At 72.5% G+C, this 24,811-nt stretch carries 24 protein-coding genes and 1 pseudogene; 14 read left to right on the top strand and 11 right to left on the bottom strand.

From position 1 onward, the window contains the following. Positions 1-157: 157 nt before the first annotated feature. The 3 genes from ACFW9Z_RS24385 to ACFW9Z_RS24375 form a co-directional block, all read right to left on the bottom strand. Positions 158-1,162, bottom strand: a complete 1,005-nt coding sequence (locus ACFW9Z_RS24385) for a sporulation-delaying protein SdpB family protein (protein ID WP_384644387.1) — start codon at positions 1,160-1,162, stop codon at positions 158-160. Next, positions 1,162-1,755 carry an SdpA family antimicrobial peptide system protein gene (locus ACFW9Z_RS24380; protein WP_384644385.1) on the bottom strand — a complete coding sequence of 198 codons (594 nt, stop codon included), beginning with the start codon at positions 1,753-1,755 and terminating at the stop codon, positions 1,162-1,164. The genes ACFW9Z_RS24385 and ACFW9Z_RS24380 overlap by 1 nt, the downstream gene beginning before the upstream one ends. Before the next feature lie 140 nt (positions 1,756-1,895). Next, positions 1,896-2,543: a hypothetical protein gene (locus ACFW9Z_RS24375; RefSeq protein WP_384644383.1), complete on the bottom strand. Its 648-nt coding sequence runs from the start codon at positions 2,541-2,543 to the stop codon at positions 1,896-1,898. Between the two features lie 517 nt (positions 2,544-3,060). Here ACFW9Z_RS24375 and ACFW9Z_RS24370 point away from each other — a divergent pair. From ACFW9Z_RS24370 to ACFW9Z_RS24360, 3 genes and pseudogenes are all read left to right on the top strand, one after another. Then, positions 3,061-3,342, top strand: a pseudogene (locus ACFW9Z_RS24370) (alkene reductase); the annotation flags it as partial. Between the two features lie 98 nt (positions 3,343-3,440). Further along, positions 3,441-3,851 (top strand): RidA family protein, encoded by a 411-nt coding sequence (locus tag ACFW9Z_RS24365; protein ID WP_384644381.1) that lies wholly within the window; start codon positions 3,441-3,443, stop codon positions 3,849-3,851. A 222-nt stretch (positions 3,852-4,073) separates the two neighbouring features. Continuing rightward, the gene (locus ACFW9Z_RS24360; RefSeq protein WP_384644379.1) at positions 4,074-5,006 is read left to right on the top strand and encodes a phosphatidylinositol-specific phospholipase C; all 933 of its coding nucleotides are present in this window, start codon (positions 4,074-4,076) and stop codon (positions 5,004-5,006) included. A gap of 29 nt (positions 5,007-5,035) precedes the next feature. Here the strand turns inward: ACFW9Z_RS24360 and ACFW9Z_RS24355 are convergent, their stop codons facing one another. The 7 genes from ACFW9Z_RS24355 to ACFW9Z_RS24325 all read right to left on the bottom strand — a co-directional run bounded on the left by ACFW9Z_RS24355 (position 5,036) and on the right by ACFW9Z_RS24325 (position 15,570). Beyond that, complete coding sequence (locus ACFW9Z_RS24355; RefSeq protein ID WP_384644377.1) at positions 5,036-7,441, bottom strand: protein kinase; 2,406 nt, start codon at positions 7,439-7,441, stop codon at positions 5,036-5,038. A gap of 120 nt (positions 7,442-7,561) precedes the next feature. Further along, positions 7,562-10,024 carry a protein kinase gene (locus tag ACFW9Z_RS24350; protein WP_384644375.1) on the bottom strand — a complete coding sequence of 821 codons (2,463 nt, stop codon included), beginning with the start codon at positions 10,022-10,024 and terminating at the stop codon, positions 7,562-7,564. Positions 10,025-10,230: 206 nt separating this feature from the next. Then, positions 10,231-11,628, bottom strand: coding sequence for an ATP-binding protein (locus ACFW9Z_RS24345; protein WP_384644477.1), 1,398 nt, complete (start codon positions 11,626-11,628; stop codon positions 10,231-10,233). Between the two features lie 131 nt (positions 11,629-11,759). Continuing rightward, positions 11,760-12,500 (bottom strand): response regulator transcription factor, encoded by a 741-nt coding sequence (locus tag ACFW9Z_RS24340; protein WP_384644373.1) that lies wholly within the window; start codon positions 12,498-12,500, stop codon positions 11,760-11,762. Between the two features lie 78 nt (positions 12,501-12,578). Next, the gene (locus ACFW9Z_RS24335) at positions 12,579-13,586 is read right to left on the bottom strand and encodes a S1C family serine protease (protein ID WP_384644371.1); all 1,008 of its coding nucleotides are present in this window, start codon (positions 13,584-13,586) and stop codon (positions 12,579-12,581) included. 100 nt (positions 13,587-13,686) lie between these two features. Continuing rightward, on the bottom strand, positions 13,687-14,721 hold the full coding sequence (locus ACFW9Z_RS24330) for a LacI family DNA-binding transcriptional regulator (RefSeq protein WP_384644369.1): 1,035 nt from the start codon (positions 14,719-14,721) through the stop codon (positions 13,687-13,689). A 24-nt stretch (positions 14,722-14,745) separates the two neighbouring features. Next, positions 14,746-15,570: a response regulator transcription factor gene (locus ACFW9Z_RS24325; RefSeq protein ID WP_384644367.1), complete on the bottom strand. Its 825-nt coding sequence runs from the start codon at positions 15,568-15,570 to the stop codon at positions 14,746-14,748. Positions 15,571-15,873: 303 nt separating this feature from the next. On the opposite strand from ACFW9Z_RS24325, the gene ACFW9Z_RS24320 reads away from it, so the two are divergent. The 8 genes from ACFW9Z_RS24320 to ACFW9Z_RS24285 all read left to right on the top strand — a co-directional run bounded on the left by ACFW9Z_RS24320 (position 15,874) and on the right by ACFW9Z_RS24285 (position 21,475). Beyond that, a complete protein-coding gene (locus tag ACFW9Z_RS24320; RefSeq protein WP_384644365.1) occupies positions 15,874-16,806 on the top strand; it encodes an alpha/beta hydrolase in 933 nt (310 codons plus the stop codon). A 59-nt stretch (positions 16,807-16,865) separates the two neighbouring features. Next, a complete protein-coding gene (locus tag ACFW9Z_RS24315; protein ID WP_384644363.1) occupies positions 16,866-17,120 on the top strand; it encodes a MoaD/ThiS family protein in 255 nt (84 codons plus the stop codon). Between the two features lie 10 nt (positions 17,121-17,130). Then, positions 17,131-18,540, top strand: a complete 1,410-nt coding sequence (locus ACFW9Z_RS24310) for a hypothetical protein (protein WP_384644361.1) — start codon at positions 17,131-17,133, stop codon at positions 18,538-18,540. 193 nt (positions 18,541-18,733) lie between these two features. Continuing rightward, positions 18,734-19,420, top strand: a complete 687-nt coding sequence (locus tag ACFW9Z_RS24305) for a DUF2993 domain-containing protein (RefSeq protein ID WP_384644359.1) — start codon at positions 18,734-18,736, stop codon at positions 19,418-19,420. Positions 19,421-19,664: 244 nt separating this feature from the next. Next, the gene (locus tag ACFW9Z_RS24300) at positions 19,665-19,745 is read left to right on the top strand and encodes a putative leader peptide (RefSeq protein WP_350240574.1); all 81 of its coding nucleotides are present in this window, start codon (positions 19,665-19,667) and stop codon (positions 19,743-19,745) included. Positions 19,746-19,923: 178 nt separating this feature from the next. Continuing rightward, complete coding sequence (locus ACFW9Z_RS24295; RefSeq protein ID WP_384644357.1) at positions 19,924-20,763, top strand: sulfurtransferase; 840 nt, start codon at positions 19,924-19,926, stop codon at positions 20,761-20,763. Positions 20,764-20,800: 37 nt separating this feature from the next. Further along, the gene (locus ACFW9Z_RS24290) at positions 20,801-21,088 is read left to right on the top strand and encodes a DUF1416 domain-containing protein (RefSeq protein WP_097868095.1); all 288 of its coding nucleotides are present in this window, start codon (positions 20,801-20,803) and stop codon (positions 21,086-21,088) included. A gap of 129 nt (positions 21,089-21,217) precedes the next feature. After that, positions 21,218-21,475 carry a DUF3099 domain-containing protein gene (locus tag ACFW9Z_RS24285; RefSeq protein WP_384644355.1) on the top strand — a complete coding sequence of 86 codons (258 nt, stop codon included), beginning with the start codon at positions 21,218-21,220 and terminating at the stop codon, positions 21,473-21,475. Positions 21,476-21,568: 93 nt separating this feature from the next. Here the strand turns inward: ACFW9Z_RS24285 and ACFW9Z_RS24280 are convergent, their stop codons facing one another. Further along, positions 21,569-21,931 (bottom strand): DsrE family protein, encoded by a 363-nt coding sequence (locus ACFW9Z_RS24280; protein ID WP_128846292.1) that lies wholly within the window; start codon positions 21,929-21,931, stop codon positions 21,569-21,571. A 115-nt stretch (positions 21,932-22,046) separates the two neighbouring features. Here ACFW9Z_RS24280 and ACFW9Z_RS24275 point away from each other — a divergent pair, with 115 nt between their 5' ends. Genes ACFW9Z_RS24275 through ACFW9Z_RS24265 form a run of 3 tightly spaced genes read left to right on the top strand, consistent with a single transcriptional unit; the run spans position 22,047 to position 24,549 of the window. Then, positions 22,047-22,817: a hypothetical protein gene (locus ACFW9Z_RS24275; protein WP_384644353.1), complete on the top strand. Its 771-nt coding sequence runs from the start codon at positions 22,047-22,049 to the stop codon at positions 22,815-22,817. Then, positions 22,814-23,662, top strand: coding sequence for a hypothetical protein (locus ACFW9Z_RS24270; protein WP_384644351.1), 849 nt, complete (start codon positions 22,814-22,816; stop codon positions 23,660-23,662). Before ACFW9Z_RS24275 ends, ACFW9Z_RS24270 begins: the two co-directional genes overlap by 4 nt. Continuing rightward, positions 23,659-24,549 carry a hypothetical protein gene (locus tag ACFW9Z_RS24265; protein WP_384644349.1) on the top strand — a complete coding sequence of 297 codons (891 nt, stop codon included), beginning with the start codon at positions 23,659-23,661 and terminating at the stop codon, positions 24,547-24,549. Before ACFW9Z_RS24270 ends, ACFW9Z_RS24265 begins: the two co-directional genes overlap by 4 nt. The last annotated feature ends 262 nt before the right edge of the window (positions 24,550-24,811 follow it).

The following is a 24,811-nucleotide window of genomic DNA, read 5'->3' as shown; positions in this document are numbered from 1 at the left end:
TACCCCGTGGCTGTGCTCGCCGGGGTTGTGGGGCTGGCGGTTGTTTTGGTACGGTTTGGGTGGGTGGCGGTTGGGTGGGGGCGGCTGGGGCGGGTCGGGGAGGCCCGGGCCCGGGCCTCCCCTTCCGACGTGCTGCTCGCGTTGCGCGCGCGTCCGGTCAGACCCGTACGGGGGAAGCAGGGTCATGGCCGGTGCCGGTGCCGGTGCCGGTGTTGGGCGTGGCCTCGGCCTCGGCTTCGTTGGAGTCCTTCGGGCGGGCCGGCTCGGGTGCCGGTGGGGCAGGCGACCGGCGCCGGGTGATCGTGGAGCCGTGGGGCAGGCACAGCACGATGAGCCCGCCCGCCATGGCCAGACCGAAGCTCCAGAGCCCCATCATCAGCCCGATCGAGGCGTGGAAGAGCAGCCCCGCCCACAGCGCCTGATAGCGGATCCGCTGCGGCAGCAGCAACGCGGCGGCGAGCGAGAGCTCGATGAGCAGCGGCAGCCACGTCATGAGGGCGACCCCCAGAGACGTGGAGACGACGGGGCGTACGAAGGCATCCAGCCACGGCGGGGCCCCGAAGCTCGCGTTGGTGGACCAGTACCACATGGCCGAGCCGTCGTACCACTCCGCGTGGGGCAGCTTGGCGACGGACGCGTTGAAGTAGACGAGCGACATCTGCAGGCGCAGCATCACCAGGCCCGAGGTGCCGATCAGGGCCCAGCTGCGGTAGGCGGAGGTGTCGGTGTGCGGCGGCGGCGCCTGCCAGTGCCAGCGGCGGGGGTCGCCCAGGGCGGGCAGGACGAAGAGCATCGACAGGACGAGGCCGATCTGGTCGCCGCCGTCACTGATCGCGATCCCGGAGAAGACGCTGTAGTTGACGTAGGCGTGCGGAAGGGCCGTGAAGCGGGGCCGCCATCCGGAGGCCGCGATCAGCAGGACCAGCACACACAGCCACTTCAGCCAGGTGAGCCCGCCGCTGTCGCCGTCGGCGAGACAGAACACGGAGGCGGAGGTCGCCCCTTCACAGGTCGGGAAGGCGCCGATCGTGGCGACGGGCCGGAAGAGGGTGTCCGCGCTGGAGAGGGCGAGGGTTCCCGCGGTGCCGAGGGCGACGAGGGTACGGGCGACGCCGTACACGTTGGTCCACGGCGGGGTGACGAGACGGTCGGCTGCCGTCATCAGCACGTCACCTCCCACACAGCGGCGCGTACGGGGGTGTGGGTCAGGGGAAGCAGGTCGCGCCAGGCCCAGGGGACGGGCTTCATCTCGACCAGGGCCGCCCGCCCGCAGATGGTCGGCGACGGCGAACGGTTCGTCATCTTCCGGGTCACCGGGGCGTCCTTGAGGCAGTCGGCGGCCGTCGTGTCATCCCCGCAGTCCCGCCAGACGATGCCCTTCTCGTGCAGCAGCAGGGCTCCTTCGATGCCCTGGGAACGGGAGGCCCGGTCGAACCCGAAGGCGTTGGAGGGCTTGGCATGGGGAGCCAGTCGTACGTCGCGCCAAGCCCCGTCCCGGAAGCGGAAGGGCACGAACTCGGTGCTCTTGGCGGACTTGGTGAAGAAGGCCCACCCTTGCGGTGCCACCACCAGGGCCGCCTCGTGCACCGTCTCCTGTCCGGGGAAGTGCAGGACGTTCTTCGGCAGGAACACCTGGGCCGTGTACAGAACGACCAGGACCCATACGCCGACCACCGCGATGAACCGGGAACGCGGGACGGGGACACGGGATGTCGACTCGGTGGTCTGTAGGGGTATGCGTTCGATGAATCTCATGGGCAGGTGACTGGCTTTCCCACAGGGCACGCGGTGGCGAAGGGGCAACGGACACGTGCGGAACGGGCAAGGGCGGCCGGACCGCCCCCGGTGGCCCCGGGGACGGTCCGGCCGATGGTCAGCGGGCGGGGTGGGACACGTCAGACGGCAACGAGCCGGGTGATGTCCGCGACCTGCTGTTCCTTGGTGATGTCGTAGTCCCCGCCGCTGGGTGCGACGGAGGCGTTGACGACGTACTTCCACGCCTGGAGGTTGATCGCGACGGAGACGTTCACGGCGCCACCCGCGTTCACGACGATCAGCACGTTCAGCGCCAGGACGGCGCAGTAGCCGGTCCCGGCACCGATGTCCTTGGCGTTCCCGGCCTCCTCGGCGTCCACCGTGACCTTGGTCAGCAGCTTCACCGCGGCGTTCATACCGGCCTCGACCTTGCGCGGGTCGCCGGAACGGAGCTGGGAGGAGAAGGTGGAGAAGAAGCCGCTGTCCTTCGCGGCGATGATGTCGAGCAGCTCGCCGACGGCCTTGCGGGACTCGGCGTTGGCGTTCTCGCGGTAGGCGTCCTTCGCGCCGGTGTACGAGCGGAGCTCGGTGAACTTCTTGCCGGTCTCGCCCTGGAGGAAGAACAGGCCGGCGAGCAGCTCGCGGCCGTCGGCCTCGGTGCCGACCGCCGAGCGCGACGCCTCGGCGGCGGCCGCGACGGAACCGGTACCCACGGAGGGGACGGGCGCCGCGTTCGCGGCGGACACGCCGAATACGCCGACGAGGGCGACAGCTGCGACGGCGCTCACTGCACGTCTGTTTATCACGTTGCTCCTTCATGAATGACTGATGGGCAGGCGGCAGCAAGGGGTCGATTAACCCCCCTGCCGCCTTGGTGCGGACCAAATCTCTCCGAGGGGGTGAAGCGATTCAAGGGGTTTGCTGCTCGGTTAAATTCCCTGCTTTTTCGCCTCGGTCGGGAATATCTGAGGCAGGGCATGGGTGAGTGCGCACGCGTGTGGCTCGGGTCATTTCCGGACCGGCGTGGGGTGGGGTGGTGATGGCGCCCAGAGGGCTGTGGCAGGCATGAAGGTGCTGGTGGGATGGGGTGGAGGGAGAGTGGGTGAGGGTGGGGAAGCTGTCTCGAAGTGGAGGAACACAAGCTTCGTATATTGGTGTGGTCGGGCATCTCGGGGTGAATGGACAATTCCGGTATGCTGAATTCCGTATTCCGTGCCGGATGCCCCGCCGGAGTGCTCGGGAGAGGGTCGAATGGTGGGAAAACAGGCCCGTCGCAGGGTCTTGCGGTGCGCCCGGGCCGTGGCCATCAGTGCGACGGACACGACCGGGACGGTGCCGGTCGGGCCCTCGGTCGTACCGGCGTCCGGGGACGTCTTCACGCCGACCGGGCCCCAGCCCGTGCCGGTGCCGTGTGCCCTGGCCACCGAAGAAGTGCCCGAGCGCGCGGAGTCGTACGCGGCCGCCGCCCGCCGGGCCGTCGACGCCGGGTTCGACGGGGTCGAACCGCACGGCGCCAACGGCTACTTGATCTCCCGGTTCCTCTCCTCCGACGCCGACCGGCGGACCGGCCGGTACGGGGGTTCCGTAACCCCGACCTGGTCGGGCGGTTGCGGGGCGGGCTGCCGCTCGCGCCGGTGGCGGGAAACCCCGTGCGGGGCGGCGGCGCGCTTGGCAGACTCGGGGGCATGACGGAGAAGATCACCCGCATCAATCCCGAGAACATGCATGAGACACCCGGCTACCACCACATCACCGTCGTGGAGGCCGGTCGTACGGCCTACCTGTCGGGGCAGTGCCCGCTCGACATGGACGGCGATGTCGTCGGCCGGGGCTCCCCCGAGAAGCAGGCGGACCAGGTCGCCGCCAACGCCCTCGCCGCCCTGGCAGCCGTGAACGCCGGGCCGCACGACGTGGTGCGGTCGGTGATCTACGTGAAGAGTGACCACGGGCCGGTGCTCACGTCGGTGTGGGCCCGGCTCAACGCCTCCGGCCTCGGCCCGGCGTTCACCACCGCGAGCACCCTCCTGGGCGTCGCACAACTGGGCTATCCCGGGCAGATCGTGGAGGTGGACCTGACGGTGGCGCTGCCGGACTGAGGCCCTGGGCGCGAGCCCTGGTGGGCGGAAGACGCAGAACTCGTTTCCCTCCGGGGCGGCCAGAGCCGTCCATGGGAGGTCGCCCCAACCCCTGTCCACAGGGTGTGAACGGAAGTTGGAGTGCCAGGGGGCCTCAAGTCCCCGCCGCCTCCCCCTTCCCGGTGTGACGTGTGCGCGTCAGAATCCAAGGGCCTGCCCCCCACGGCCCTTGGAGGCGCCCCCATGTCCACCGCTCCCGAACGCCCCGCGCAGTCAAGCGCGTTGAGTACGCGCAGAGGCTTCCTGGCCGGTGCGCTCGCCGTCTCCGCCACCGCGATCGTCGGGGCCGCCCCCGCCGTCGCCGCCACCCGGTCCACGGCCCGGGCCGCCGTCCGGGGAACGCAGGACTGGATGGGCGGCCTCCCCGACGGCACCGCGCTCCAGCGGCTCACGATCCCGGGTACGCACGACTCGGGGGCGCGGTTCGGCGGGCCGTGGTCGGAGTGCCAGAACACCACGATCGCCCAGCAGTTGCAGAGCGGCATCCGCTTTCTCGACGTGCGGTGCCGGATCACCGGGGGCTCGTTCGCGATCCACCACGGGGCCGCGTTCCAGAACATGATGTTCGGCGATGTCCTCATCGCCTGCCGGGACTTCCTGGCCGCGCGGCCGAGCGAGACCGTACTGATGCGGGTCAAGCAGGAGTACTCCTCCGAGAGCGACGCCGCGTTCCGGGCGGTCTTCGACGACTACCTGGACGGGCGCGGGTGGCGGTCCCTGTTCCGGCTGGACCCCGCGCTGCCCTCGCTCGGCGGGGCCCGGGGCAAGGTGGTGCTGCTGGCGGACAACGGCGGTCTGCCCGGGGTGCGTTACGGCGATCCGGCCGTTTTCGACATCCAGGACGACTACATGGCCGAGCCGTTCGCCAAGTACCGCAAGATCGAAGCCCAGTTCCGCAAGGCCGCCCAGCAGCCGGGCAAGTTCTTCATGAACTACGTCTCCACCGCCGCCCTGATGCCGCCCCGCTGGAACGCCGACCGGCTCAACCCGCAGGTGCACTCCTTCCTGGAACGTTCCGAGACCGCCGGGTGGACCGGGCTCGGCATCGTCCCGCTCGACTACCCGAACAACCGGTCCCGGCTGGTGGAGTCGCTGATCCGGCACAACCCGGCCTGATCGGGGCGGAAGCCGTCGGGTGTCCGGGCTCAGGGGGCGTACACGGAGAGCACCGTGCCGTCGTCGAAGGTGGCGAACAGGGCGCCGCCGGACAGGATGACGGTGGTGGGGCGCTCGGCGGCGTCCCGCTCCTCCCGGGGCCAGTCGTTGTACGCGAGCGAGCGCGTCTCCTTGCCGGTGGCGAGGGCGAGGAGGCGCGCCCCGGACCGCCCCAGCGTCAGTACGGTGTCCCCGGCCACCAGCACCGGGTCGTCGGACGCCCATGGCATCCACCACTTCGCCCGCCCGGTCCGCAGGTCCACAGCCTCCAGGTAGGGAGAGCCCTCCCGGACTCCCGTGCCCCGGCCGAGGGCGACGCCGTCACGGCTGACGGCGTACGGCAGGCCCAGCCGCGCGTTGCTGACCTTCTTCAGGGTGGCCGCCTCCCGTACGTCGTCCGGGCAGAAGGCGTGCACCGCGCCCCGGGAGGGGAGTTGGCAGTGGTCCGGCACCTCGGCCAGCGACTTCCCGGTCGCCCGGTCCAGCGCGTGGCTCCCCGTCGGGCCGTCCACCCAGACGCGGTCCCCCACGACGCCCAGGGACTGCGCGAAGGCCCCCGGGATCACGCGTTCCCACTGCTGCTCGCGGTCCCGGAGCGCATGGGCCCGGAGCAGGACCCGGGTCGATGGACCCTCGCCGTCCCGCTCCACGTACGACACGAAGACCTGGTCCTCGTGGACCCGGGCGTGCGACGGGCGGTAGCCGCTCCGGCCGGGCAGTTCGGCCACCTGCTTGCCGGTGTCCAGGCTCAGTACGGCGAAGCGTTCCCCGTCCGCCGACGACACATAGGCGTGCCGCGCGTCCAGGTCGAGACCGCTCACCGAGGTGTTCCCGGTCGTCGCCCCCTCTGCCGGGTAGCGCCACAGGGCGCTGCCGTCGGACGCGTCCCGGGCCTCCAGCCACAGCAGCCGTCGGCCCTCGTCGTGCAGCCGGCAGACCAGGACCGTACCGCCGAGCATGCACTCCAGCGGTTTGCCCGCGCCCTCGAAGGAGGAGGACCACGGCGACCAGCCCTCCGGGAGGTGGTTACGGTCCCGGGCTCCGGGGCCGAAGTCGGTCATCGTGCTGGCCACGGCCGGGGCGGCGGGCGGGGCGGGTTCGGCGGGGGCGGAGCTGCGGGGAGAGGCGCTTCCCGTTCCCGTTCCCGCGCCCGGGGGCGCGCTCGCGCTGCCGCCCGTGTCGCCCGCGCTGCCCGCGCCGGGCAGCAGTGGCGGCACCAGTACGGCGGCCAGGGCGGCGGCCACCAGCCCCGCGCCGATGCCCAGGGCCCACCGGAGGCGGCGGGAGCGGCGGGGGCCGGGCGGCGGCGGGGTACGGGGCGCCTCCGGGGCGTCCGATGATGCGGGCGATCGCGCGGGCGCGAGTCCGGGTGCGAGTCCGGGCGTCTCCGGGGCGTCCGATGGCGCGAGTCCGGGCGCAGGCGCAGGCGGTCCGGGCGGGGGCGGAGGCGCGATCAGGGCCCGGCCGACGGCGTACTCGTACTCCCCGATCACCGTCCGCACCCCGTCCGGCCAGCCGAACGGGCCGGTGGGCGGGGGCGGCGAGGCTCCGGGGCGGGGTGCTGCCGCCGCCGGGTCGAGCGCCCGGATCAGCTCGCCGGTGGTCGGCCGCCGCGCCGGGTCCCGGTCCAGACAGGCGCCGACCACCTCCGCCAACTCGTCCGGCAGCCGGGAGAGATCGGCGTTCCCCTGGGCGATGCGGTGCACCACGGCAGCCAACTCGCTGTCCTGGAAGGGTCCTTGACCGGTCGCGGCGAAACAGAGGACGGCCCCGAGACAGAACACGTCCGACGCGGCCGTCACCGAACGGTCGCCCGCCACATGCTCGGGCGACATGAAGCCCGGCGAGCCCACCATGATCCCGGTCGCGGTCAGCGCGGTCGCGTCGTACGCCTGGGCGATGCCGAAGTCGATGAGGCGCGGGCCGTGCGCCCCGAGCACCACATTGGCGGGCTTCAGGTCCCGGTGCACCAGCCGGGCGCCGTGGACGGCGGCGAGGCCCCGGGCGAGGGCCACGCCGAGCTTCCGTACGACCGGTACGGGCAGGGCGCCCGCCCGGGTCACCGCCTCGTCGAGCGAGGGGCCGACGACGTACTCGGTGGCCAGCCAGGGCCGTTGGGCCTCCGGGTCGGCGGCGACGAGCGCCGAGACGTACGGGCTCCGCACCGCGCGGGCCGCCTGCGCCTCACGCCGGAAGCGGAGCCGGAAGTCGCCCTCCAGCTCCAGGTCCGCGCGGACCGTCTTCAGGGCCACGAGGTCATCGGGGCCGCCGCCGGGAGGAAGGGCGAGGTGGACCGTGCCCATGCCGCCGGAGCCGAGACCGGCGAGCAGCCGGTAGGGGCCGACGTCGTACGGGGCGTGGGCGTCGAGCGGGCGCAGCACGGTGGGCGGCTCCAAGTCGCGTGCGATCAGGTGGACTTCAGCGGGACGTCGGTGGGGCGGGCGCGGTTCCGGCAGGCGTACGTACGGTGGGGGCGCGGGTGCGGTCCTGGCAGAGGCCGCCCCCCCCCGCCCCCGTCAGCTAGGGATCTCCATCGAGCGCAGGGTCCCGTCGTGGAAGGCGAGGAAGAGCACCCCGCCGAGCGAGAGAAGCTGCGGGTCCCAACTCTGTGCGGCGGTGTCGTCGAAGTCGCCCGCGTCGCCCGCGTCGTCGGCGGGGTCGGCCGGACCGTCGCCCGGCGCCCCCTCGATCCCGGTTCGCCTCCGCTCGCCGCCCTTGACCGGCAGCGTGTACAGGTAGCGGTTGTCGGCGAACATCGCCGTGGCCCCGGCGATCGTCGCCTCGGAGCTCCCCCCGGTGGGGGTGCCGAGACTGCGCGGCCCGCCCTCGGAGGGCGGGACGCCCAGGGCGGTGAGGGTCACCTCGGAAGAGGATTCCCCTTGCCCCAGCCGGTACTGGCCGGAGCCGGTCGAGATCGCGCCCCGGGCCGGTGCGGCGGCGTCGCCGAGCTTCCGTTCCGCGATGGGCACCTGCTTCAGCGTCTTGGCGTCGAGCACCTTGGTGCCGTCGCCCTCGACATCGCACAGCACCCGGCCGTCGTGTTCGCGGACCGCCGTGCAGTCGGCGCCGCTGGGGAGGGACAGATAGGTCGGCTTTCCGGTCCGCGCCTCGAAGGCGGTCAGCCCGCCCTCGGTCCGGGCGATGAGCCGTCCGGCCACGAACGAGTCGGCCGCGTACATCCCGTCCGCGGCCCGCGGGCCCGCGGCCGAGGCCAGGGAACGCGTCCAGAGCTCCTTGCCCGTGGCGGCGTCATAGGCGGTGACCCCCTGGCTGCCCACGCTGACGGTGCTGAAGAAGGCGACGCCGTCACCGAGGAAGACGTCCGGGGCGTAGCCCGTGTCCTCCTGCCGGGGGTCCGTGCTCAGGTCCTTCTCCCAGCGGACCGTGCCGTCCGCCACGTTCCTGCCCCGCAGGACCGTCCCCTCGGCGGAGACGACCGTGTCGGCGTGGATCACCGGGTGGGTGGGGTTGCCGGGCAGGGCCAGGCCACGGGTGCCCGTCATGATCGGTCTGTCGCCGGGAGAGGACGAGGGCGCCGTCCAGAGCGGCTTGCCGTCGGACGCGCGCACGGCCTCCAGGCCGCCGTGGAAGGTCCGGCAGACCAGGGCCTTGCTGTTGAGCGCGCAGGACCAGGGGCGGCCCTTCATCTTCGTGCCCCACGCCTGCCAGCCGTCCGGGCGGGCGGCCTTGTCGGCGGGGAAGTACCGGGTGCGTTCGGCGCCGTACTGGTCCACGCCCGCCGGGGGCGCGGGGGCCCGGGAGGGGGACGGCCCGGCGGCGGGCGGGGTGGCGCCCGCGTCGTTCCGGTTCTCCCGGCTGTCCTGCCACGATCGCAGGCCGACCGCGCCGAGCACGCCGACCACGAGGGCCCCGGCGACGACGACCGCGACCGTACGGCGGCTGAAGCCACGGCGGGCCGGGGCGGCCGGGGGAGCGGTGGCCGGTGGCGGGGGCGGGCCGGTGACGGTCTGCGCGCTGTGGACCGGGGCGGCGCCCGGCATCGTCGGGACGACGGGTCCGGCGAGCGGGCCCGCCGAGGCGACGGTCCGGGCCAGGTCGTCCTCGTACCGCGTGATCAGCGCCGCGACCTCCGGCGGCCAGACGAGGGCACCGTCCGTCCCGGCCCCCGCCGCCTCCTCCGCCGCCCGGAACCGGGACTCCAGGACGGCCGCGTCCGGGCGGGACGACGGGTCGGGGCTCAGGCAGTCCTCGATCAGCTCGCGCAACTCGGCCGGTACGTCGGTGAGTTCGGCCTCCGCCTGCGAGATCCGGTACAGCACCGCACCCACCGGGCCGCTCCCGAACGGGCTCTCCCCGGTGGCGGCGAAGCAGAGCACGGAGGCGAGGCAGAAGACGTCCGACGAGGCGACCACATGCTGTCCGCCGAGGACGTGCTCGGGGGACATGTAGCCCGGCGAGCCGATCATCGCGCCGGTCGCCGTCATCGTGGTGGCGCCGAACGCGCGGGCGATCCCGAAGTCGATGACCTTGGGGCCGTCGGCGCCGAGGAGGACGTTCGCCGGTTTCAGGTCGCGGTGCTGGACCCGGGCGTGGTGGATGGAGCGCAGGGCGCGGGCGAGCCGCAGGCCAAGGCCCCGGACCGTCGCGAGGGGCAGCGGACCCGCCACGCGTACCGCCCGGTCCAGCGTCGGGCCCGCCACGTACTCGGTGGCCAGCCAGGGCACCGGCGCGTCCGCGTCACCGGCCAGCAGCCGGGCGGTGGAGCGGCTGTCGACGGAGCGGGCCGTCACGATCTCGCGGCGGAAGCGGTCGCGGAAGGCGGGGTCGTCGGCCAGCTCCGCCCGGATCGTCTTGACGGCGGCGAGCCGGGGCCCACCGCCCGGACCGCCCGCCTGCCCGGGGCCGGGCCGGAGGTCGGCACCGAGGTGGACCTCGCCCATGCCGCCCGCCCCCAGCCGCGCGAGGATGCGGTACGGGCCGACCTGGCGCGGGGAGCGGTCGCCGAGCTCACCGATCATGGTGGCGCACCGCCCGGTCGCGCGAGGTGTGCTGGTGGTTCCTGCTGCCCCGGTCGCACGCGGAGCGGCCGGTGGCCGTTCCGGCCCCGGTGGTGCGGACGCGCATACGACATCCCCCTGTTGACGATGTGTCCGGTGATCTACCTTCACATCCGTCGGGGGCCCAGTCCAGGGCAGGGCCGGGGGCGATGCGCCGCCCCCGGGACCTACATCCCCGGCGGAGGCGTAGGCGCCCCCGGCAGCCTGATCGCCGCGACCGTGCCGGGGCCGCCGTCCGGGGCGGGGCGCAGCGCGATCTCGCCGCCCGCCTGCTGGACCGTACGGGCCACGATGGACAGGCCGAGACCCGAGCCGGGGAGCTGCCGGGCCGAGGGCGAGCGCCAGAAGCGTTCGAAGACGTGCGGGAGCTCCTCGGCGGGGATGCCGGGGCCCCGGTCCCGTACCGTCAGCTCGCCCCGGTGCAGGTGCACGTCGATCGTGGCGCGGGGCGGGCTGAACTTCACCGCGTTGTCCAGGACGTTGACGATCGCCCGCTCCAGGGCCGCCGGTTCGGCCCGTACGTACCAGGGGGCCAGCTCGTCGGTGATCGTCAGCTCGGGGCCGCGCAGACGGGCGCGCTGGAGGGCGGTACGGGTGATGTCGTGCAGGGCCACCACCTGGAGCGGGCCGGGCTGGGCGGCGTCGGGGCGGGCCAGCTCCTGGAGGTCGCCGATGAGGGCGGCCAGCTCCGTCATCTGGGCCTTGACCGAGGCCATCAGCGCCTTGCGGTCGTCCGGCGGGATCACCCGGCCCGTCTCGTCGCTGCGGGCCAGCAGCTCCACATTGGTCCGCAGCGAGGTGAGCGGGGTGCGCAGCTCATGGCCCGCGTCCGCGATCAGCTGGGCCTGGCGGTCGCGGGAGGAGGCGAGCTGCGCCGCCATGGAGTTGAAGGAGTTCGACAGGCGGGCGATCTCGTCCTCGCCGTCGACCGGGATCCGTACGGTCAGGTCCTCGGTGCGCGCCACGTGTTCGACGGCCTCGGTCAGCTCGTCGACCGGGCGCAGCCCCGCCCGCGCCACCCAGAGCCCGGCCGCTCCCGCGCCGATCACGCCGATGCCGCCGACGAGGACCAGGACCCAGGCGAGCGTGGAGAGCGGTGCGTCGATCTCGCTCAGCGGGCGGGCCACCGAGACCGCGAGCCGGTTGTTGGCCGAGCCGGTGCTGATCACCGGGGGCAGCTTGCGGGTGTAGACCCGCATCTCCTGGCCGTCGTCGTTCTCCGTCGTGTGCAGCGCGTCGGCCTGCCTGCCCGCCGCCACGGAGACGTCGTCCGGCCGGGCCGGGACGGGCGTGGTGTTCGGGGCCGTGCAGTAGCTGCCGTCCGCCGCGACGATCTGCACGGTGTACTGGCCGGGGAACTCCTCGGCAGGCAACTGCCCGCCGCTCAGGCACGCGGTCAGCAGCTCGCGCATCGCCATGTTGTCCATCTTGGCGTTGCGCAGCGAGTCGTCGAGCTGCTGCTCCAACTGGGCCCGGGTCACGAACCAGCAGGCCGCCGCCACCGCCGCGACCGCCACCGCGACCGCCGTGGCGACCAGCATCGCGAGCCGGGAGCGCAGGGGCAGCGCCCGGAACCGGCGTACGAGCCCGCCCCGGGCCTTCCGCCCGGGCTCCGCGGAGGAATTCGCGGAGGAATTCGCGGAGGAATTCGTGGAGGAATTCGTGGAGGAAGAGGAAGAGGAAGGGGACAGGGTGCTCACGCCTCGCCGTTCCCGCCCGTGCGGAGCGCGTAGCCGACACCACGCACGGTGTGGACGAGGCGCGGTTCGCCGCCCGCCTCCGTCTTGCGGCGCAGGTACATCACGTACACATCGAGGGAGTTGGAGCTCGGCTCGAAGTCGAAGCCCCACACCGCCTTGAGGATCTGCTCCCGGGTCAGCACCTGTCGCGGGTGGGCCAGGAACATCTCCAGGAGCGTGAATTCGGTACGGGTCAGCTCCACCCGCCGTTCGCCCCGGGTGACCTCGCGGGTGGCCAGGTCCATCCGCAGGTCGGCGAAGGAGAGTACGTCGTCGTCGGGTGCCTCCGCGCCCGCCGCCGCTGCCGACGCGTACGAGCTGCGGCGCAGCAGGGCCCGGATGCGGGCGAAGAGTTCGTCCAGCTCGAACGGCTTGACCAGGTAGTCGTCCGCGCCCGCGTCGAGCCCGGTGACCCGGTCGCCGACGGTGTCGCGGGCGGTGAGCATGAGGATGGGGGTGGTGGAGCCGGTGGCGCGGATGCGGCGGGCGGCGGTGAGGCCGTCCATGCGGGGCATCTGGATGTCCAGGACGATGAGGTCGGGGGCGTACGCCTCGGTCATGGCCAGGGCGTCGTACCCGTCGACCGCGACCTGGGTGCCGTACCCCTCGAAGGCGAGGCTGCGTTGCAGCGCCTCCCGTACGGCCGGTTCGTCGTCGACGATCAGGATGCGCTGGGGATCGTCTTCGGCGGGGCTCATCGCTGCTGGTCCTCTTCTCGTGTCGGCCCGGTCTGCGGGGGTGGTCCCAGCCTCGCACGGGGCGTGCCGTGCGCGGGATCAGGAGCCGTCGCCCGCGCGCAGGGTGTCCAGGTCGGCCTTGAGTGTGTTCACCGGGATCGCGAAGCCGAGGCCCACGCTGCCCGCCGTCGAACCGCTGCCGGACGCCGACGAACTGGGCGAGTACATCGCGGAGTTGATGCCGATGATCTCGCCGTCCATGTTGATCAGCGCACCGCCGGAGTTGCCGGGGTTGAGCGAGGCGTCGGTCTGGAGCGCCTTGTACGTGGTCGTCCGCTCGCCCGTGTCACCGTTGAACTGCTGCCCGCCGAACTCGAAGGGCCACCGGTCACCGTCGCCTCGGCCCGAGCTGCCGGAGTCGTCCTTCGCCACCGTCACGTCCCGGTCCAGCGCGGAGATGATCCCGCTGGTGACCGTCCCGGTCAGCCCCTCAGGCGAGCCGATCGCCACGACCTGGTCGCCCACCTTGACCTGCGAGGAGTCGCCGAGCGTGGCCGTCTTCAGCCCGCTCGCGCCGCGCAGCTTGATGAGCGCGAGGTCCTTGTCGGGGTCGGTGCCCACGACGTCGGCGGTGTAGGTCTTCCCGGTGGAGAGGGTGACCTGGATCTGCTGGGCGCCGGAGATCACGTGGTTGTTGGTGACGATCTCGCCGTCCTCGGTGATCACGACCCCGGACCCGGTGGACTTGCCCGCCGACGAGGCCGCGCCGATCTCGACGATGGCGGGGGAGACCGCCTCGGCCACGCCCGCGACCGTGCCCTTGCTGCTCTGCGAGACGGTGGTGCCCTGGACCACCCCGGACGAGCCGGTGGCCTGGGGGCCGCCGCTGTTCAGCTGCCCGACGAGGGCCGCCGTACCGCCGCCGATCATCGCCGCCACGAGGGCGACCGCCGTCAGCAGCACCACCGGCCGCTTCGCCCGGCGCTGGTGGCGCCCGGGGGCGTACGGGGGCGGCGGCGGGTAGCCGTCGTACGCAGTCGAGTACGAGTACGGGTTGGGGTCCTGGTCCGTCGTGTACGCGCCGCTCGGGCGAAGGTTCTCCGTCATGTCCACCAGGCTGGCCAGCGAACATGAGAAGGACCTGAGTGCGTCCTGAGAAGCCCGGAAGAACGGCGTATGCCCGCTGTAAAGACCGACGTTCCCGAGGCTACGGCGTCGGCTCCCCGCAGCCGCACGAGCGCCGGATCACCAGCGCCGAGGGGAACTGCTTCAGCCGCTCCCGCCGCGAGCCGACGACCCGGAGCGAATCGTCGAGCACCAGGTCCACGGCGGCCCGCGCCATCGCCGGGCGGTCGGAGAAAACCGTGGTCAGCGGCGGATCGGTGAGACCGGCTTCCTTCACGTCGTCGAAGCCCGCGACCGCCAGGTCACCCGGCACGTCGATGCGCAGTTCACGGGCGGCGCGGAGCACCCCGATGGCCTGGTCGTCCGTGGCGCAGAAGATCGCCGGGGGGCGGTCCGGGCCGGAGAGCAGGCCGAGGGCGACCTGATAGGCGTCGTAACGGTTGTACGGGGCCTGGAACAGCCGGCCCTCCGTCGAGCGGCCGGACTCCTGCATCGCCCGGCGCCACCCCTCGACGTGGTCCGCGACCGGGTCGCCGACCGCCGGGGTCTCCTCGGTGCCGCCGAGGCACGCCACGTACGGGTGGCCGTGCTCCAGGAGGTGGCGGGTGGCGAGCTGGGCGCCGCCGACGTCGTCCGTGACCACCGCCACGTCGTCGATCGCCTCCGGGCGCTCGTGCAGCAGCACGACCCGGGCGTCCCAGGCCTCGATCTCGGCCGCCGCCCGCTCGCTGGGGCCCTGGCTGACCAGGATCAGCCCGGAGACGCGCATCCCGAGGAAGGCGCGGAGGTAGTGGACCTCGCGCTCGTCCCGGTAGTCGGAGTTGCCGACGAGCACCATCTTCCCGCGCTCGGCGGCGGCCTGTTCGACCGCGTGCGCCATCTCCGCGAAGAAGGGCTGCCGGGCGTCGGGGACGATCATGCCTATGAGGTCGGTCCGCCGCGAGGCCATGGCCTGGGCGACCCGGTCGGGCCGGTAGCCCAGCTCCTTGATCGCGGCGAGCACCCGCTCGCGCGTGGCCGGGGCGACCGGCCGGGGTCCGTTGTTGATGACGTAACTGACCACCGCGGTCGACGTACCCGCCAGTCTCGCCACATCGTCCCGCGTCACCTTGGCCACGCGCGGCAGTCTACGCGGATGGACCTATCCCTTGGCAGCCCGGACCGGGGCTTCTTCCGCTTCGGTGGCCGGGGCCGACTGCTCCGAACGGGCGACGGCTTCTCCGGCCCGCCGCTGGGCGGCCGCCCGCTCCTTCGCCTCCTCGGCGGCGCGGGCCTCCTCCGCCGCGCGCTCCACCTTCTCCGGGGTGACGAAGCGGTAGCCGACGTTACGCACGGTGCCGATCAGCGACTCGTGCTCGGGGCCGAGCTTGGCGCGCAGCCGCCGGACGTGGACGTCGACCGTCCGCGTACCGCCGAAGTAGTCGTACCCCCAGACCTCCTGGAGGAGCTGGGCACGGGTGAAAACCCGGCCCGGATGCTGGGCCAGGTATTTCAGCAGTTCGAATTCCTTGAAGGTCAGGTCCAGGACCCGGCCCTTGAGTTTCGCGCTGTAGGTGGCCTCGTCGACGGAGAGATCGCCGTTGCGGATCTCCATCGGGGAGTCGTCGGAGGTGATCTGCTGCCGGCCGGTGGCCAGCCGCAGCCGGGCCTCGACCTCGGCGGGTCCCGCGGTGTCCAGGAGGACGTCGTCGATGCCCCAGTCGGCGGTGACGGCCGCGAGGCCGCCCTCGGTGACGACGAGGATCAGCGGACAGCCCGGCCCGGTGGACCGCAGCAGCTGACAGAGCGAGCGGACCTGGGGGAGGTCGCGGCGTCCGTCGACGAGGATCACGTCGGCGCCCGGGGTGTCCACCAGGGCCGGGCCCTCGGCGGGGGCCACCCGCACGCTGTGGAGCAGGAGCCCGAGCGCGGGGAGCACCTCCGTCGACGGCTGGAGTGCGTTCGTCAGAAGCAGCAGTGAACTCATCGCCGCCCACCTGCCTGGTTCGGTCGATCGTGTTGCACGGTTCGCTCGCCCATTACGTCGGTCCTCCTCGTTCCCTGCGAGAGGGGCACTCCCGGGTCGGACCCGGGGGAGTATGCGGCACTGCTTCGTACGTCATGCGTTCTTGCGTTCGTCATGCGTTCATGCGTCATACGGGTTTTACGGTGCGGTCCCGCGCCCTGGGACCGCTGAGCTTGTCGAAACGTCTCCGTAACAACGTCCGGGAAGCACAAAAGGACCCGGGGGCTGCATTGCCCAGGTCCTCTTCGCAGCAGAATAGCCCACATGAGTTCTGGGTCCGAGGGTCGTTTCGTGAGTTCTTCTGTTCCCTTGCTCACGCGGGTCCCACGATTCGCCACATTGCTGACCGATGACGGCGTACCGGTCGAGGCGGTGTACGACCCGTGTACGGGAGGTTTCGGGGCGCCGGGCGGCGGCCCGGGTGCCCCGGTGGCGGACACCCCCGTGATCGTGGTGGCGCACGGCTTCACGGGCTCGGCCGACCGCCCCGCCGTACGCCGGGCCGTCCGGGTGTTCTCCCAGCGTGCGGCCGTGATCACGTTCTCGTTCCGGGGGCACGGACGGTCCGGCGGGCGGTCCACGGTGGGCGACCGCGAGGTGCTGGATCTGGCCGCCGCGGTGGCCTGGGCGCGGACCCTCGGGCACACCCGGGTCGTTACGGTCGGGTTCTCCATGGGCGGTTCCGTGGTGCTGCGGCACGGCGCTCTGTATACGGACGGTTCCGGGGCAGAGGACGCGGCCGTACGTGTTCCGGTGCGCGACCGGCGCACGGAGGAGCGCTTGGGGGCGCACTTCGGTGCCCATGCCGATGCGGTGGTTTCCGTGAGCGCCCCCGCCCGCTGGTACTACCGGGGTACGGCCCCGATGCGCCGACTGCACTGGGTGGTCACCCGGCCCTCGGGGCGGCTCGTCGGGCGGTACGGATTCCGTACCCGCATCGCCACCGAGGACTGGGACCCCGTCCCGCTCTCCCCGGTCGAGGCGGTGCCGCTCATCGCCCCGGCCCCGCTGCTGCTCGTGCACGGCGACCGGGACCCGTACTTCCCGCTGGACCACCCGAGGATGCTGGCCGGGGCGGCGGGGCCGGGCGGTGCGGAGCTGTGGCTGGAGCGGGGGATGGGGCACGCGGAGAACGCGGCGGACGACGCCCTCCTGGCCCGTATCGCCGACTGGGCGACGGCGCCGCCGCCCGCGTGACCCATCATGGAGAGCTGACGTACGACATCGACTCACGAACCGACCGAAGGAGTGGCGCCATGGCAGCGGGGACGATCCGCTACTGGGCCGCGGCCAAGGCCGCGGCGGGCACGGCGGAGGAGCCGTACGCTGCGGCGACCCTCGCCGAGGCGCTCGCCGGGGCGCGGGAGAGGCACCCCGGCGAGCTGAGCCAGGTGCTCCGGCGGTGCTCGTTCCTGGTCGACGGCAATCCCGTCGGTACCCGTGGGCATGAGACCGTACGCCTTGCCGAGGGCGGCACGGTCGAGGTGCTCCCGCCGTTCGCAGGAGGGTGAGCCGCAGGCCATGAGCAGCAGCGACCAGCAGTACCCGTATCCGTACGACCCCCAGCAGCAGCCCCAGCAGCCGTACTGGCCCGACGGGACGGCCGGGCAGTCCGCCGTACCCCAGGAGCCGGGCGCGTACGACCAGGGCGCGACGCAGACGTGGCAGGCGCCGACCTGGGACACGCAGTACCAGCCGACGATCCGGCGGGGCGAGGAGCCGTACCAGGGGCAGGAGCAGGGGCAGGTCCAGGCTCAGGGGTACGGGCAGCCGCAGCCGGATGCGTACGGGACCGGGCAGCCGGATCCGTACGGGGCTCCGCAGCCGCGGTACCAGGAGCCGTACCAGGAGGCTCCGCAGCCGCAGTACCAGCAGCCGTACCAGGAGCCCCGGCAGCCGCACCCCGGTCATCAGCTCCACCAGCCCCAGCAGCCGTACGGGTCCGACACCGGGGCCGCCCACCTGCCCCCGCAGACCCCCTCCTCCGGCTCCCTCCCCCTCCCGCCCGAGGTCCCGGCCGCCGCCGCCCCCGTACCCCCGGCCGTACAGCAGCCACAGCCGGGTCAGCCGTCGCACCCGGGACAGCCAGGCCACCCAGGCCACCCAGGCCCGCCGTCGCAGCCCGGACTCGACGCCTCCGGGTACAGCGCCCCCACCACCCTCGGCAACGCCCGGATCACCGACGCCCAGCGGGCCCGGGCCGAGGGGCGGTCGCCGATCATCGCGCCCGGGACGCAGCCCGCCGCGCTCACCGCCGTGCTCGGCCTGCTCCTCGCGGGCGGCGCGGCCATCGGCTCGTACGCCCTGCTCGTCCCGCTCGTCCTCCTCCAGGCGGTGACGGCGGCGGGCTGGTTCCGGCTCAACGGCATGTGGCCGGCCCGCCAGGGCATCGCGCTCGCCTTCGCGGGCGGTCTCGTCGCCGATGTCGCCCTCCTCGCGGCGGGCCGGGAGCACGGGCCCGCCGCCCTCCTGGGCACCCTGGGGGTCTGGGTGCTGCTCACCGTGGTGCTCCAGCTCCGCAGCCACGCGGACGCCGACGACCGGCTGCACGGGCTGATGGCCACGGTCGTCTCGGCGGCCCTCGCGGTCCTCGCCGCCGGGCACCTCGCGGCGGCCCCGGACGCGGTGGTGGTCGGCGGGATCGCGGTCGCGGCGGCCACCCTCGCCCGCGCGCTGCCGCTCCCCGGCGCCGCCTCCGTCGTGGTGGCGCTGCTCGCGGGCGCGGGCGCCGGTATCGCGGCGGGCGGCCTCACGGAGTACGGCACCGAGGGGGCGCTGCTCGGCCTCGCGGCGGCCGTCTGCGCCCTGATCGGGCTGCGGGTGGCGAGCTACGACTACCCGTCGCGCTTCGTCCACATGACGGCGGGCGTGGCGCTGCCGCTCACGGCGGCGGCCCCGGCGGTGTACCTGATCGGCCGCGCCCTCGTCTGACGCGTACGCGAACGGGTCCGACGGCCCTCGACCGGTATCTCCCGCCTGACGTGCCCTCACCAGGGGTACCCGCTCCGGGAACCGATCGGGGGCCGTCGCTCGTCGATCACCCAGGGGGGGTCCCCTGCCGCCGCAGTAGGCTCGCGGACGCCGGGGGGACCGACCGTACGGCCGAGGTGGGGAAACGACACACATGCGCGCACTGCGAATACTGCTGGTCCTGCTGGTGGTGGTCGGCGGTCTCTTCGTCGCCGTCGACCGGGCGGCGGTGTACTACGCCGAGTCCGAGGCCGAGGACCGGGTCAGCATCAGCGGTGGCGCCGGGACGACCGAGATAGCGATCAAGGGGTTCCCCTTCCTCACCCAGCTCGCCGCGTCGGAGCTCGACCGGGTCGACATCACCCTCACCGACATGAAGACCGAGGCGGCGGGCCGTGCGATACGGGTCGGTGAGGTACGGGCGCGGCTCCACGACGTGAAGCTCGGCTCCGGCTACTCCACCGCCACGGCGGCCCGCGCCACCGGCACCGCCGTCGTCTCGTACGAGGACCTGACGGCGGCGGCGGAGGACGGCGTCACCGTCGCGTACGGCGGCGACGGCAAGGTGAAGGTCACCGGCTCGGTCACCGTCCTCGGCACCCCGGTCTCCCGCAGCGTGCTCTCCACCGTGACCCGGGTCGACGGCCGGACGATCGAGGTGCGCGCGGACGAGGTGCCGGGGGAGGGCATCCCGGGGATCGAGCGACTGGTGCGGAGCAGGACGGACTTCGAGGGCGAGGTCGACGGTCTGCCGAAGGGCCTGGAGCTCCGGCAGGTCCAGGTGACCGAGAACGGCCTGGAGATCGAGCTGAACGGCTCGGACGTCTCACTGACGGGCTGACCTCTCGCTGACGGGCTGACCTCGTCACCGACGGGCTGACCCCCGCGTCCGAACTCACCCACGGCGGCCGATCCGGATAGTGAGACGCCGGTGTCCGGTCCATAGATGGGTGGCGGGCGAAGTGCGACGCGGAACCGGCCGCGCGGCGTGCCTCCCCTTCTCGTGTCTCGCATCATGGATGATCGCGTCTCACCATGCGACACGACGGTGACATCTCCGCCCGTACCTCCCTACGATCGGACCCATGAAGCGACAGGCGGATCTCACGAAGCGGCGGGCAGTAGACCTGTGCCGCGTCGCCGCCATGCTCTGTCGCACCTCCTGAGCGGGGCGTTCGTTCCGCCCCGCTTCTCCCTGGCCCTTCGACCACTGTCAGGGCCGGACCCCGTGCCCCGTACGCGCCGCGCTCCGTCCATCCGCGTGTATACCCGCACCCCCGCACCACCACTCCGCATCTCGCACTTCGCACCACCCCGCCGCAGACTGCCCCGGAGGAGAACAACATGAGCCGCAGCGACGTCCTGGTAGACGCCGACTGGGTCGAGGCCCACATCGATGACCCGCAGGTCGCCATCGTCGAGGTCGACGAGGACACCTCGGCGTACGAGAAGAACCACATCAAGAACGCGATCCGGATCGACTGGACCAAGGACCTCCAGGACCCGGTCCGCCGTGACTTCGTGGACCAGGCCGGCTTCGAGAAGCTGCTCAGCGAGAAGGGCATCGGCAACGACACGCTGGTCGTCCTCTACGGCGGCAACAACAACTGGTTCGCGTCCTACGCCTACTGGTACTTCAAGCTCTACGGCCACGAGAACGTCAAGCTCCTCGACGGCGGCCGCAAGAAGTGGGAGCTGGACTCCCGCGACCTGACCGACGCCGTCCCGACGCGCCCGGCCACCGAGTACAAGGCCAAGCCGCAGGACGAGTCGATCCGCGCCTACCGCGACGACGTCGTGAAGGCCATCGGCAGCCAGAACCTGGTCGACGTGCGCTCGCCCGACGAGTTCAGCGGCAAGCTGCTCGCCCCGGCACACCTCCCGCAGGAGCAGTCGCAGCGCCCCGGCCACGTGCCGAGCGCCCGCAACATCCCGTGGTCGAAGAACGCCAACGACGACGGCACCTTCAAGTCGGACGACGAGCTCAAGGCCCTCTACGAGGAGGAGCAGGTCGACCTGTCGAAGGACACCATCGCGTACTGCCGCATCGGTGAGCGCTCCGCGCTCACCTGGTTCGTGCTGCACGAGCTGCTGGGCCAGGAGAACGTCAAGAACTACGACGGTTCCTGGACCGAGTACGGCTCCCTCGTCGGCGTGCCGATCGAGCTCGGCGCCAACAAGTAACCGACCAGCACCACTTCGACCCGAAGGACAGAACCCCATGTGTGGAGCACAGGCCGGCGGCCCCGACGCTTCGACGATCAAGCCCGGTGAGACCACCATCCAGGGCAGCGTGACCCGCGACGGCGAGCCCGTCACCGGCTACGTGCGTCTGCTGGACTCGACCGGCGAGTTCACCGCCGAGGTCCCGACCTCGGCGACCGGACAGTTCCGCTTCTACGCGGCCGAGGGCACCTGGACGCTCCGCGCCCTGGTCCCGGGCGGCAGCGCGGACCGCACGGTCGTCGCGCAGACCGGTGGGCTCGCCGAGGTCGCGATCGCCGTCTGATCCACGGCATGGCCGGTCCACGGCACAGAACGGCCGGAGGGCCGCACCCCAGGGGGTTGGACGCCACCTGACGCGGGGTGCGGCCCTTCGTGCCGTCCGGAAACCGTCCCGCGGTTCTACGCTGGAGGCATGTACGCCCGACGCCGGCGCGGCTACATCTGGATGATGGGCGGCTGCGTCGCCCTCTTCGTCTCCGCCTGGGCGGTCGTCCGCCTGTGGTCGATGTCGGCCGCCGTCGCGATGTGCCTGGTCGCGATGGTGATCCCGCCCGTCGCCGCGGTGCTGGCCAACCGGCGGGGCCCGGAGGACGGTTGGTGGGACGACCCCTCCGGCGACCCGAAGTCCGACGAGTGGTGGGACGAGCTGGACGGCAGGAAGCGGTACTGACGGCCGTCACCGACAGCAGTACGGGCCGGGCTCACGCCGCTCGGGCCGGGCTCACGCGGTACGAGCCGGGCTCACGCGGTCCTGGGGGCGGGCTCAGTAGACGAGCGCCTGCGTCCCGTCCGTCATGGCCTCCTGTACGAAAACCTGCGCGCCCGCGATCCGTACGCCCTCCAGCACGTCCTTCTCGGTGATCTCGCGCCGCGCCGCGCACTGCGTGCAGAGGGTGACCCGCCCGCCCGCGAGGATCGAGTCGAGCAGATCGGGCAGCGGGGCGGCGTGCGGCAGCTCGAACTCGGCGGCCCGGCCCGGCAGCGCGAACCACGAGGACTCCCCGGTCAGCCAGAGCGAGACCTCCACACCACTGGCGACGGCCACCGCCGCGACGGTGAAGGCCTGCGAGCAGCGCTCGGCGGCTTCGGGCCCGGCGGTCACCTTGATCACGAGCTTCTTCGGCATATACCGAATATACCGAACTGTAATCGTCCGGGAGGCAACCTCCTTGCTGCCCTGGGGGTCACTTGTGCGCGCAGGTGAGGGAAACCCGCGCCTCAGGTCATTCAGGGGGGCCCTTTTGGAACCGAACGACACCATTCCCGCACCGCCCGTGCGCCGCAGGCCACGCGGCCGTACCACGCTGATCATCACCGCGGCCGCGCTGCTCGGGATCTCGGGCGGCGCGGCCGTGGGCTACGGCATCCAGGCCGAGCGGCCGCCGACGCCGCTGCCCGCCCTCTCCCAGCCCGGTCTCGGCTACCCGGCGAAGCCGCTGCCCACGGCCCCGGCCCCGCTGCCCGCCGCCCAGGACCGCCAGGTCACGACCGACGGCGACCTGCGCAAGCTGCTCGTCGACCGGCCCAAGGGGGCCAAGAAGCCGCTCGCCGGTGAGCTGGGCATCGGTGACGGCTGGGCGAGCCTCCCCGAGTACGCCCAGACCTACTACGACGACCCGAACTACATGTTCGAGACGTTCGCCGGGGCCGATCTCCGGCGGGTGGCCTCGGTCGGGTGGCGGCAGGGGCAGCACCGCACGATCAACGTCCAGCTGATCCAGTTCCGGTCCGGCGACACGCTCGGAGCCTCCGACCACCTCGCCGGCCAGCTGGACTACATGGACGAGGAGGAGGACGGCGCGGGCAACCCGGGCCAGCCGGTCAAGGGCAGCGGCGAGGGCCGCTCCTACCTGTTCCCGGTCGAACGGAAGGCCGGGTACCTCCCGTCCTACCGGGCCCGTGCCCTGGCGGCACGCGGAGACATCGTGCTGGACATCAACATCTTCGACACCGTCCCGATCAAGGCGAAGGACATCCGGACGCTGGCCGAACGACAGCTGGAGCGGCTGTGAACGACGAGACGAACCGCACCCCGGAGCCGACGGCCGCCCCCTCGGCCACCACCCCCTCGTCGGTCCCTTCAGCCGTTCCCGCGGCCGTCCCCTCGCCCGCCCCCGCCCGCCGGGTGCGCCGTGTGCTGCTGACCGCGCTGCCCGTCGGCCTGGTGCTCGCGGCGATCGGCGGTGCGGCCGGCTACACCAACGCCACCGTGGGAACCGCCGACCGGAAGGTCACGACGACCGTCTGGGACGAGGACCACGCGCCGACCGGGAAGGACCCGGCGGGCGCCCCGTTCCGGGGCCGCCACGACACCGAGCTGTCCAGGCTCCTGCTGCCGGTGCCCCAGGGCTACCGGCTCGGCCCGGACATCGGCGAGCACGGCAACGACAACGAGATCAGCGGCGCGAAGGCCGCCGCCGCGATGAAGGAGACGGGGCGCGGTCTGGCCGGCAAGGACCGCCGGAAGCTGGCCGAGCTCGTCGACCGGCTCCGTATCCAGGGCATCGCGCAGCGCTCGTACACCTCGGAGGAGAACGACCTCGTCGCGAACATCCAGGTCGTGAAGATGGAGGACAGGCAGGCGGTGCGGAAGTCCTTCACGGAACGCAAGGCGCTGATGGACTCCTTCGGCGTCTTCCGTAAGGGGCCGAGGATCGAGGGCCACAAGAACGCCGTCTGCCACCGCCTGCCCAAGGGCGACAAGGACACCCTCGACGGCGTTTTCTGCTTCGCGTACGAGGGCGAGGTCTCGGTCTCCTTCCAGGCGCAGGGCAGCAAGCCCTTCAGCCCGTCCGACGCCGGGGACCTGCTGAAGGACCAGCTCGACCACATCACGTCCCCGGGGGAGTACATATGAACGAGCAGACCGTGACGCCCGGGGCAGCCGGGGAGGCCGAGGCCCCCGCGGTCCCCGAAGCGGCCCCCGCGACCTCCGACACGCAGGTCGCGCCCGAGGCCCAGGCCGAGCCGGCACCGGTGCCCAAGCCGCCCCGGCGGGTGCTGCGGGCCGTGGGGCGCTGGACGGCCGCCGTGCTGGCGCTCGGGGTGCTCGGTACCGGTACGGCCTTCGGGATCGCCTCCCTGGAGCGGACGGACGTACCCGGGCTCGCCACCGAGGGCGACGGCCGCTGGGAGTACCCGAAGCTGTCCCTGCCCGCGCTCCCGGCCGGGTCGCCGCGCCCGTTCAGTACCGGCAACACGGCCGAGATCCACCACGCCGACCTGCGCGACCTGCTGCTGCCCGCCCCGGCCGGAGCGGTGCCGGACAAGAAGCTGACCGGCGGCTGGATCTCCACGGAGACCTTCGCCGCCGCCTACCGGCCGCAGAACCGGCCCTCGGTGGCCCAGCTCCTGAAGGACGCCGCCCCGCGTCACATCGCGGCGCGCGGCTGGACCATGCCGGACGGCACGGTGTCCCGGGTCTATCTGCTGCGCTTCAACTCGACGGCGTTCGCGACCCGCCTGCTCGACGACCTGTACGTCGGCTCATCGGTCGGTACACCGCTGGACCGTACGGACGCCATGGAGCTCGACGACACCTGGGGTTCGGCCAACGACATCGAGAACCTCTCGTCGTTCGTCTTCAACGAGCAGGCCCCCTTCGGAGCTGAGCACGTCCGGCAGGCGTACACCCTGGCGGGCGACACGGTCGCGCTGATCGTGCACGAGCGCCCGGGCAAGCAGGAGGCGGAACGCGTCCCCTTCCAGCAGACGGTGATCCTCCAGAACCAGCTGCTCGCCTGAGAGCCGGAGGCGCGGCCGGAACCGGAGCCCGGGCGCGGCCCGGCCCCGGGCCGCGCCCGCAGCCGCCACCTGGACGAGAAGGCCGGGCCCCCACCCATTAGGCTGGGGTTCCGGCCCTGTCACCGCCGTCACCCGCTCGTCACGAGGAGCCCCCTGTGCTTGAGGCATTCTTCTCCGCCCTGCTGATCCTGGTCTGCGTGGGCGTCATGGCCTTCACGGTGGTCGCCGTGAAGAAGCTGTACCAGGGCCAGCGCTGACCGTC

This window comes from Streptomyces sp. NPDC059452, assembly GCF_042750035.1.
Lineage (GTDB): Bacteria > Actinomycetota > Actinomycetes > Streptomycetales > Streptomycetaceae > Streptomyces.
This window is presented reverse-complemented; position numbering and strand designations above follow the sequence as displayed.

Bases quoted from the DNA above. Each gene is read 5' to 3' on its own strand.
- ACFW9Z_RS24265 (WP_384644349.1), top strand. From the start codon at position 23,659: ATGAACGAGCAGACCGTGACGCCCGGGGCAGCCGGGGAGGCCGAGGCC.
- ACFW9Z_RS24310 (WP_384644361.1), top strand. From the start codon at position 17,131: ATGAGCAGCAGCGACCAGCAGTACCCGTATCCGTACGACCCCCAGCAG.
- ACFW9Z_RS24325 (WP_384644367.1), bottom strand. From the start codon at position 15,570: ATGAGTTCACTGCTGCTTCTGACGAACGCACTCCAGCCGTCGACGGAG.
- ACFW9Z_RS24385 (WP_384644387.1), bottom strand. From the start codon at position 1,162: ATGACGGCAGCCGACCGTCTCGTCACCCCGCCGTGGACCAACGTGTAC.
- ACFW9Z_RS24360 (WP_384644379.1), top strand. From the start codon at position 4,074: ATGTCCACCGCTCCCGAACGCCCCGCGCAGTCAAGCGCGTTGAGTACG.
- ACFW9Z_RS24365 (WP_384644381.1), top strand. From the start codon at position 3,441: ATGACGGAGAAGATCACCCGCATCAATCCCGAGAACATGCATGAGACA.
- ACFW9Z_RS24315 (WP_384644363.1), top strand. From the start codon at position 16,866: ATGGCAGCGGGGACGATCCGCTACTGGGCCGCGGCCAAGGCCGCGGCG.
- ACFW9Z_RS24380 (WP_384644385.1), bottom strand. From the start codon at position 1,755: ATGAGATTCATCGAACGCATACCCCTACAGACCACCGAGTCGACATCC.
- ACFW9Z_RS24280 (WP_128846292.1), bottom strand. From the start codon at position 21,931: ATGCCGAAGAAGCTCGTGATCAAGGTGACCGCCGGGCCCGAAGCCGCC.
- ACFW9Z_RS24285 (WP_384644355.1), top strand. From the start codon at position 21,218: ATGTACGCCCGACGCCGGCGCGGCTACATCTGGATGATGGGCGGCTGC.
- ACFW9Z_RS24295 (WP_384644357.1), top strand. From the start codon at position 19,924: ATGAGCCGCAGCGACGTCCTGGTAGACGCCGACTGGGTCGAGGCCCAC.
- ACFW9Z_RS24290 (WP_097868095.1), top strand. From the start codon at position 20,801: ATGTGTGGAGCACAGGCCGGCGGCCCCGACGCTTCGACGATCAAGCCC.
- ACFW9Z_RS24335 (WP_384644371.1), bottom strand. From the start codon at position 13,586: ATGACGGAGAACCTTCGCCCGAGCGGCGCGTACACGACGGACCAGGAC.
- ACFW9Z_RS24340 (WP_384644373.1), bottom strand. From the start codon at position 12,500: ATGAGCCCCGCCGAAGACGATCCCCAGCGCATCCTGATCGTCGACGAC.
- ACFW9Z_RS24305 (WP_384644359.1), top strand. From the start codon at position 18,734: ATGCGCGCACTGCGAATACTGCTGGTCCTGCTGGTGGTGGTCGGCGGT.
- ACFW9Z_RS24350 (WP_384644375.1), bottom strand. From the start codon at position 10,024: ATGATCGGTGAGCTCGGCGACCGCTCCCCGCGCCAGGTCGGCCCGTAC.
- ACFW9Z_RS24300 (WP_350240574.1), top strand. From the start codon at position 19,665: ATGAAGCGACAGGCGGATCTCACGAAGCGGCGGGCAGTAGACCTGTGC.
- ACFW9Z_RS24320 (WP_384644365.1), top strand. From the start codon at position 15,874: ATGAGTTCTGGGTCCGAGGGTCGTTTCGTGAGTTCTTCTGTTCCCTTG.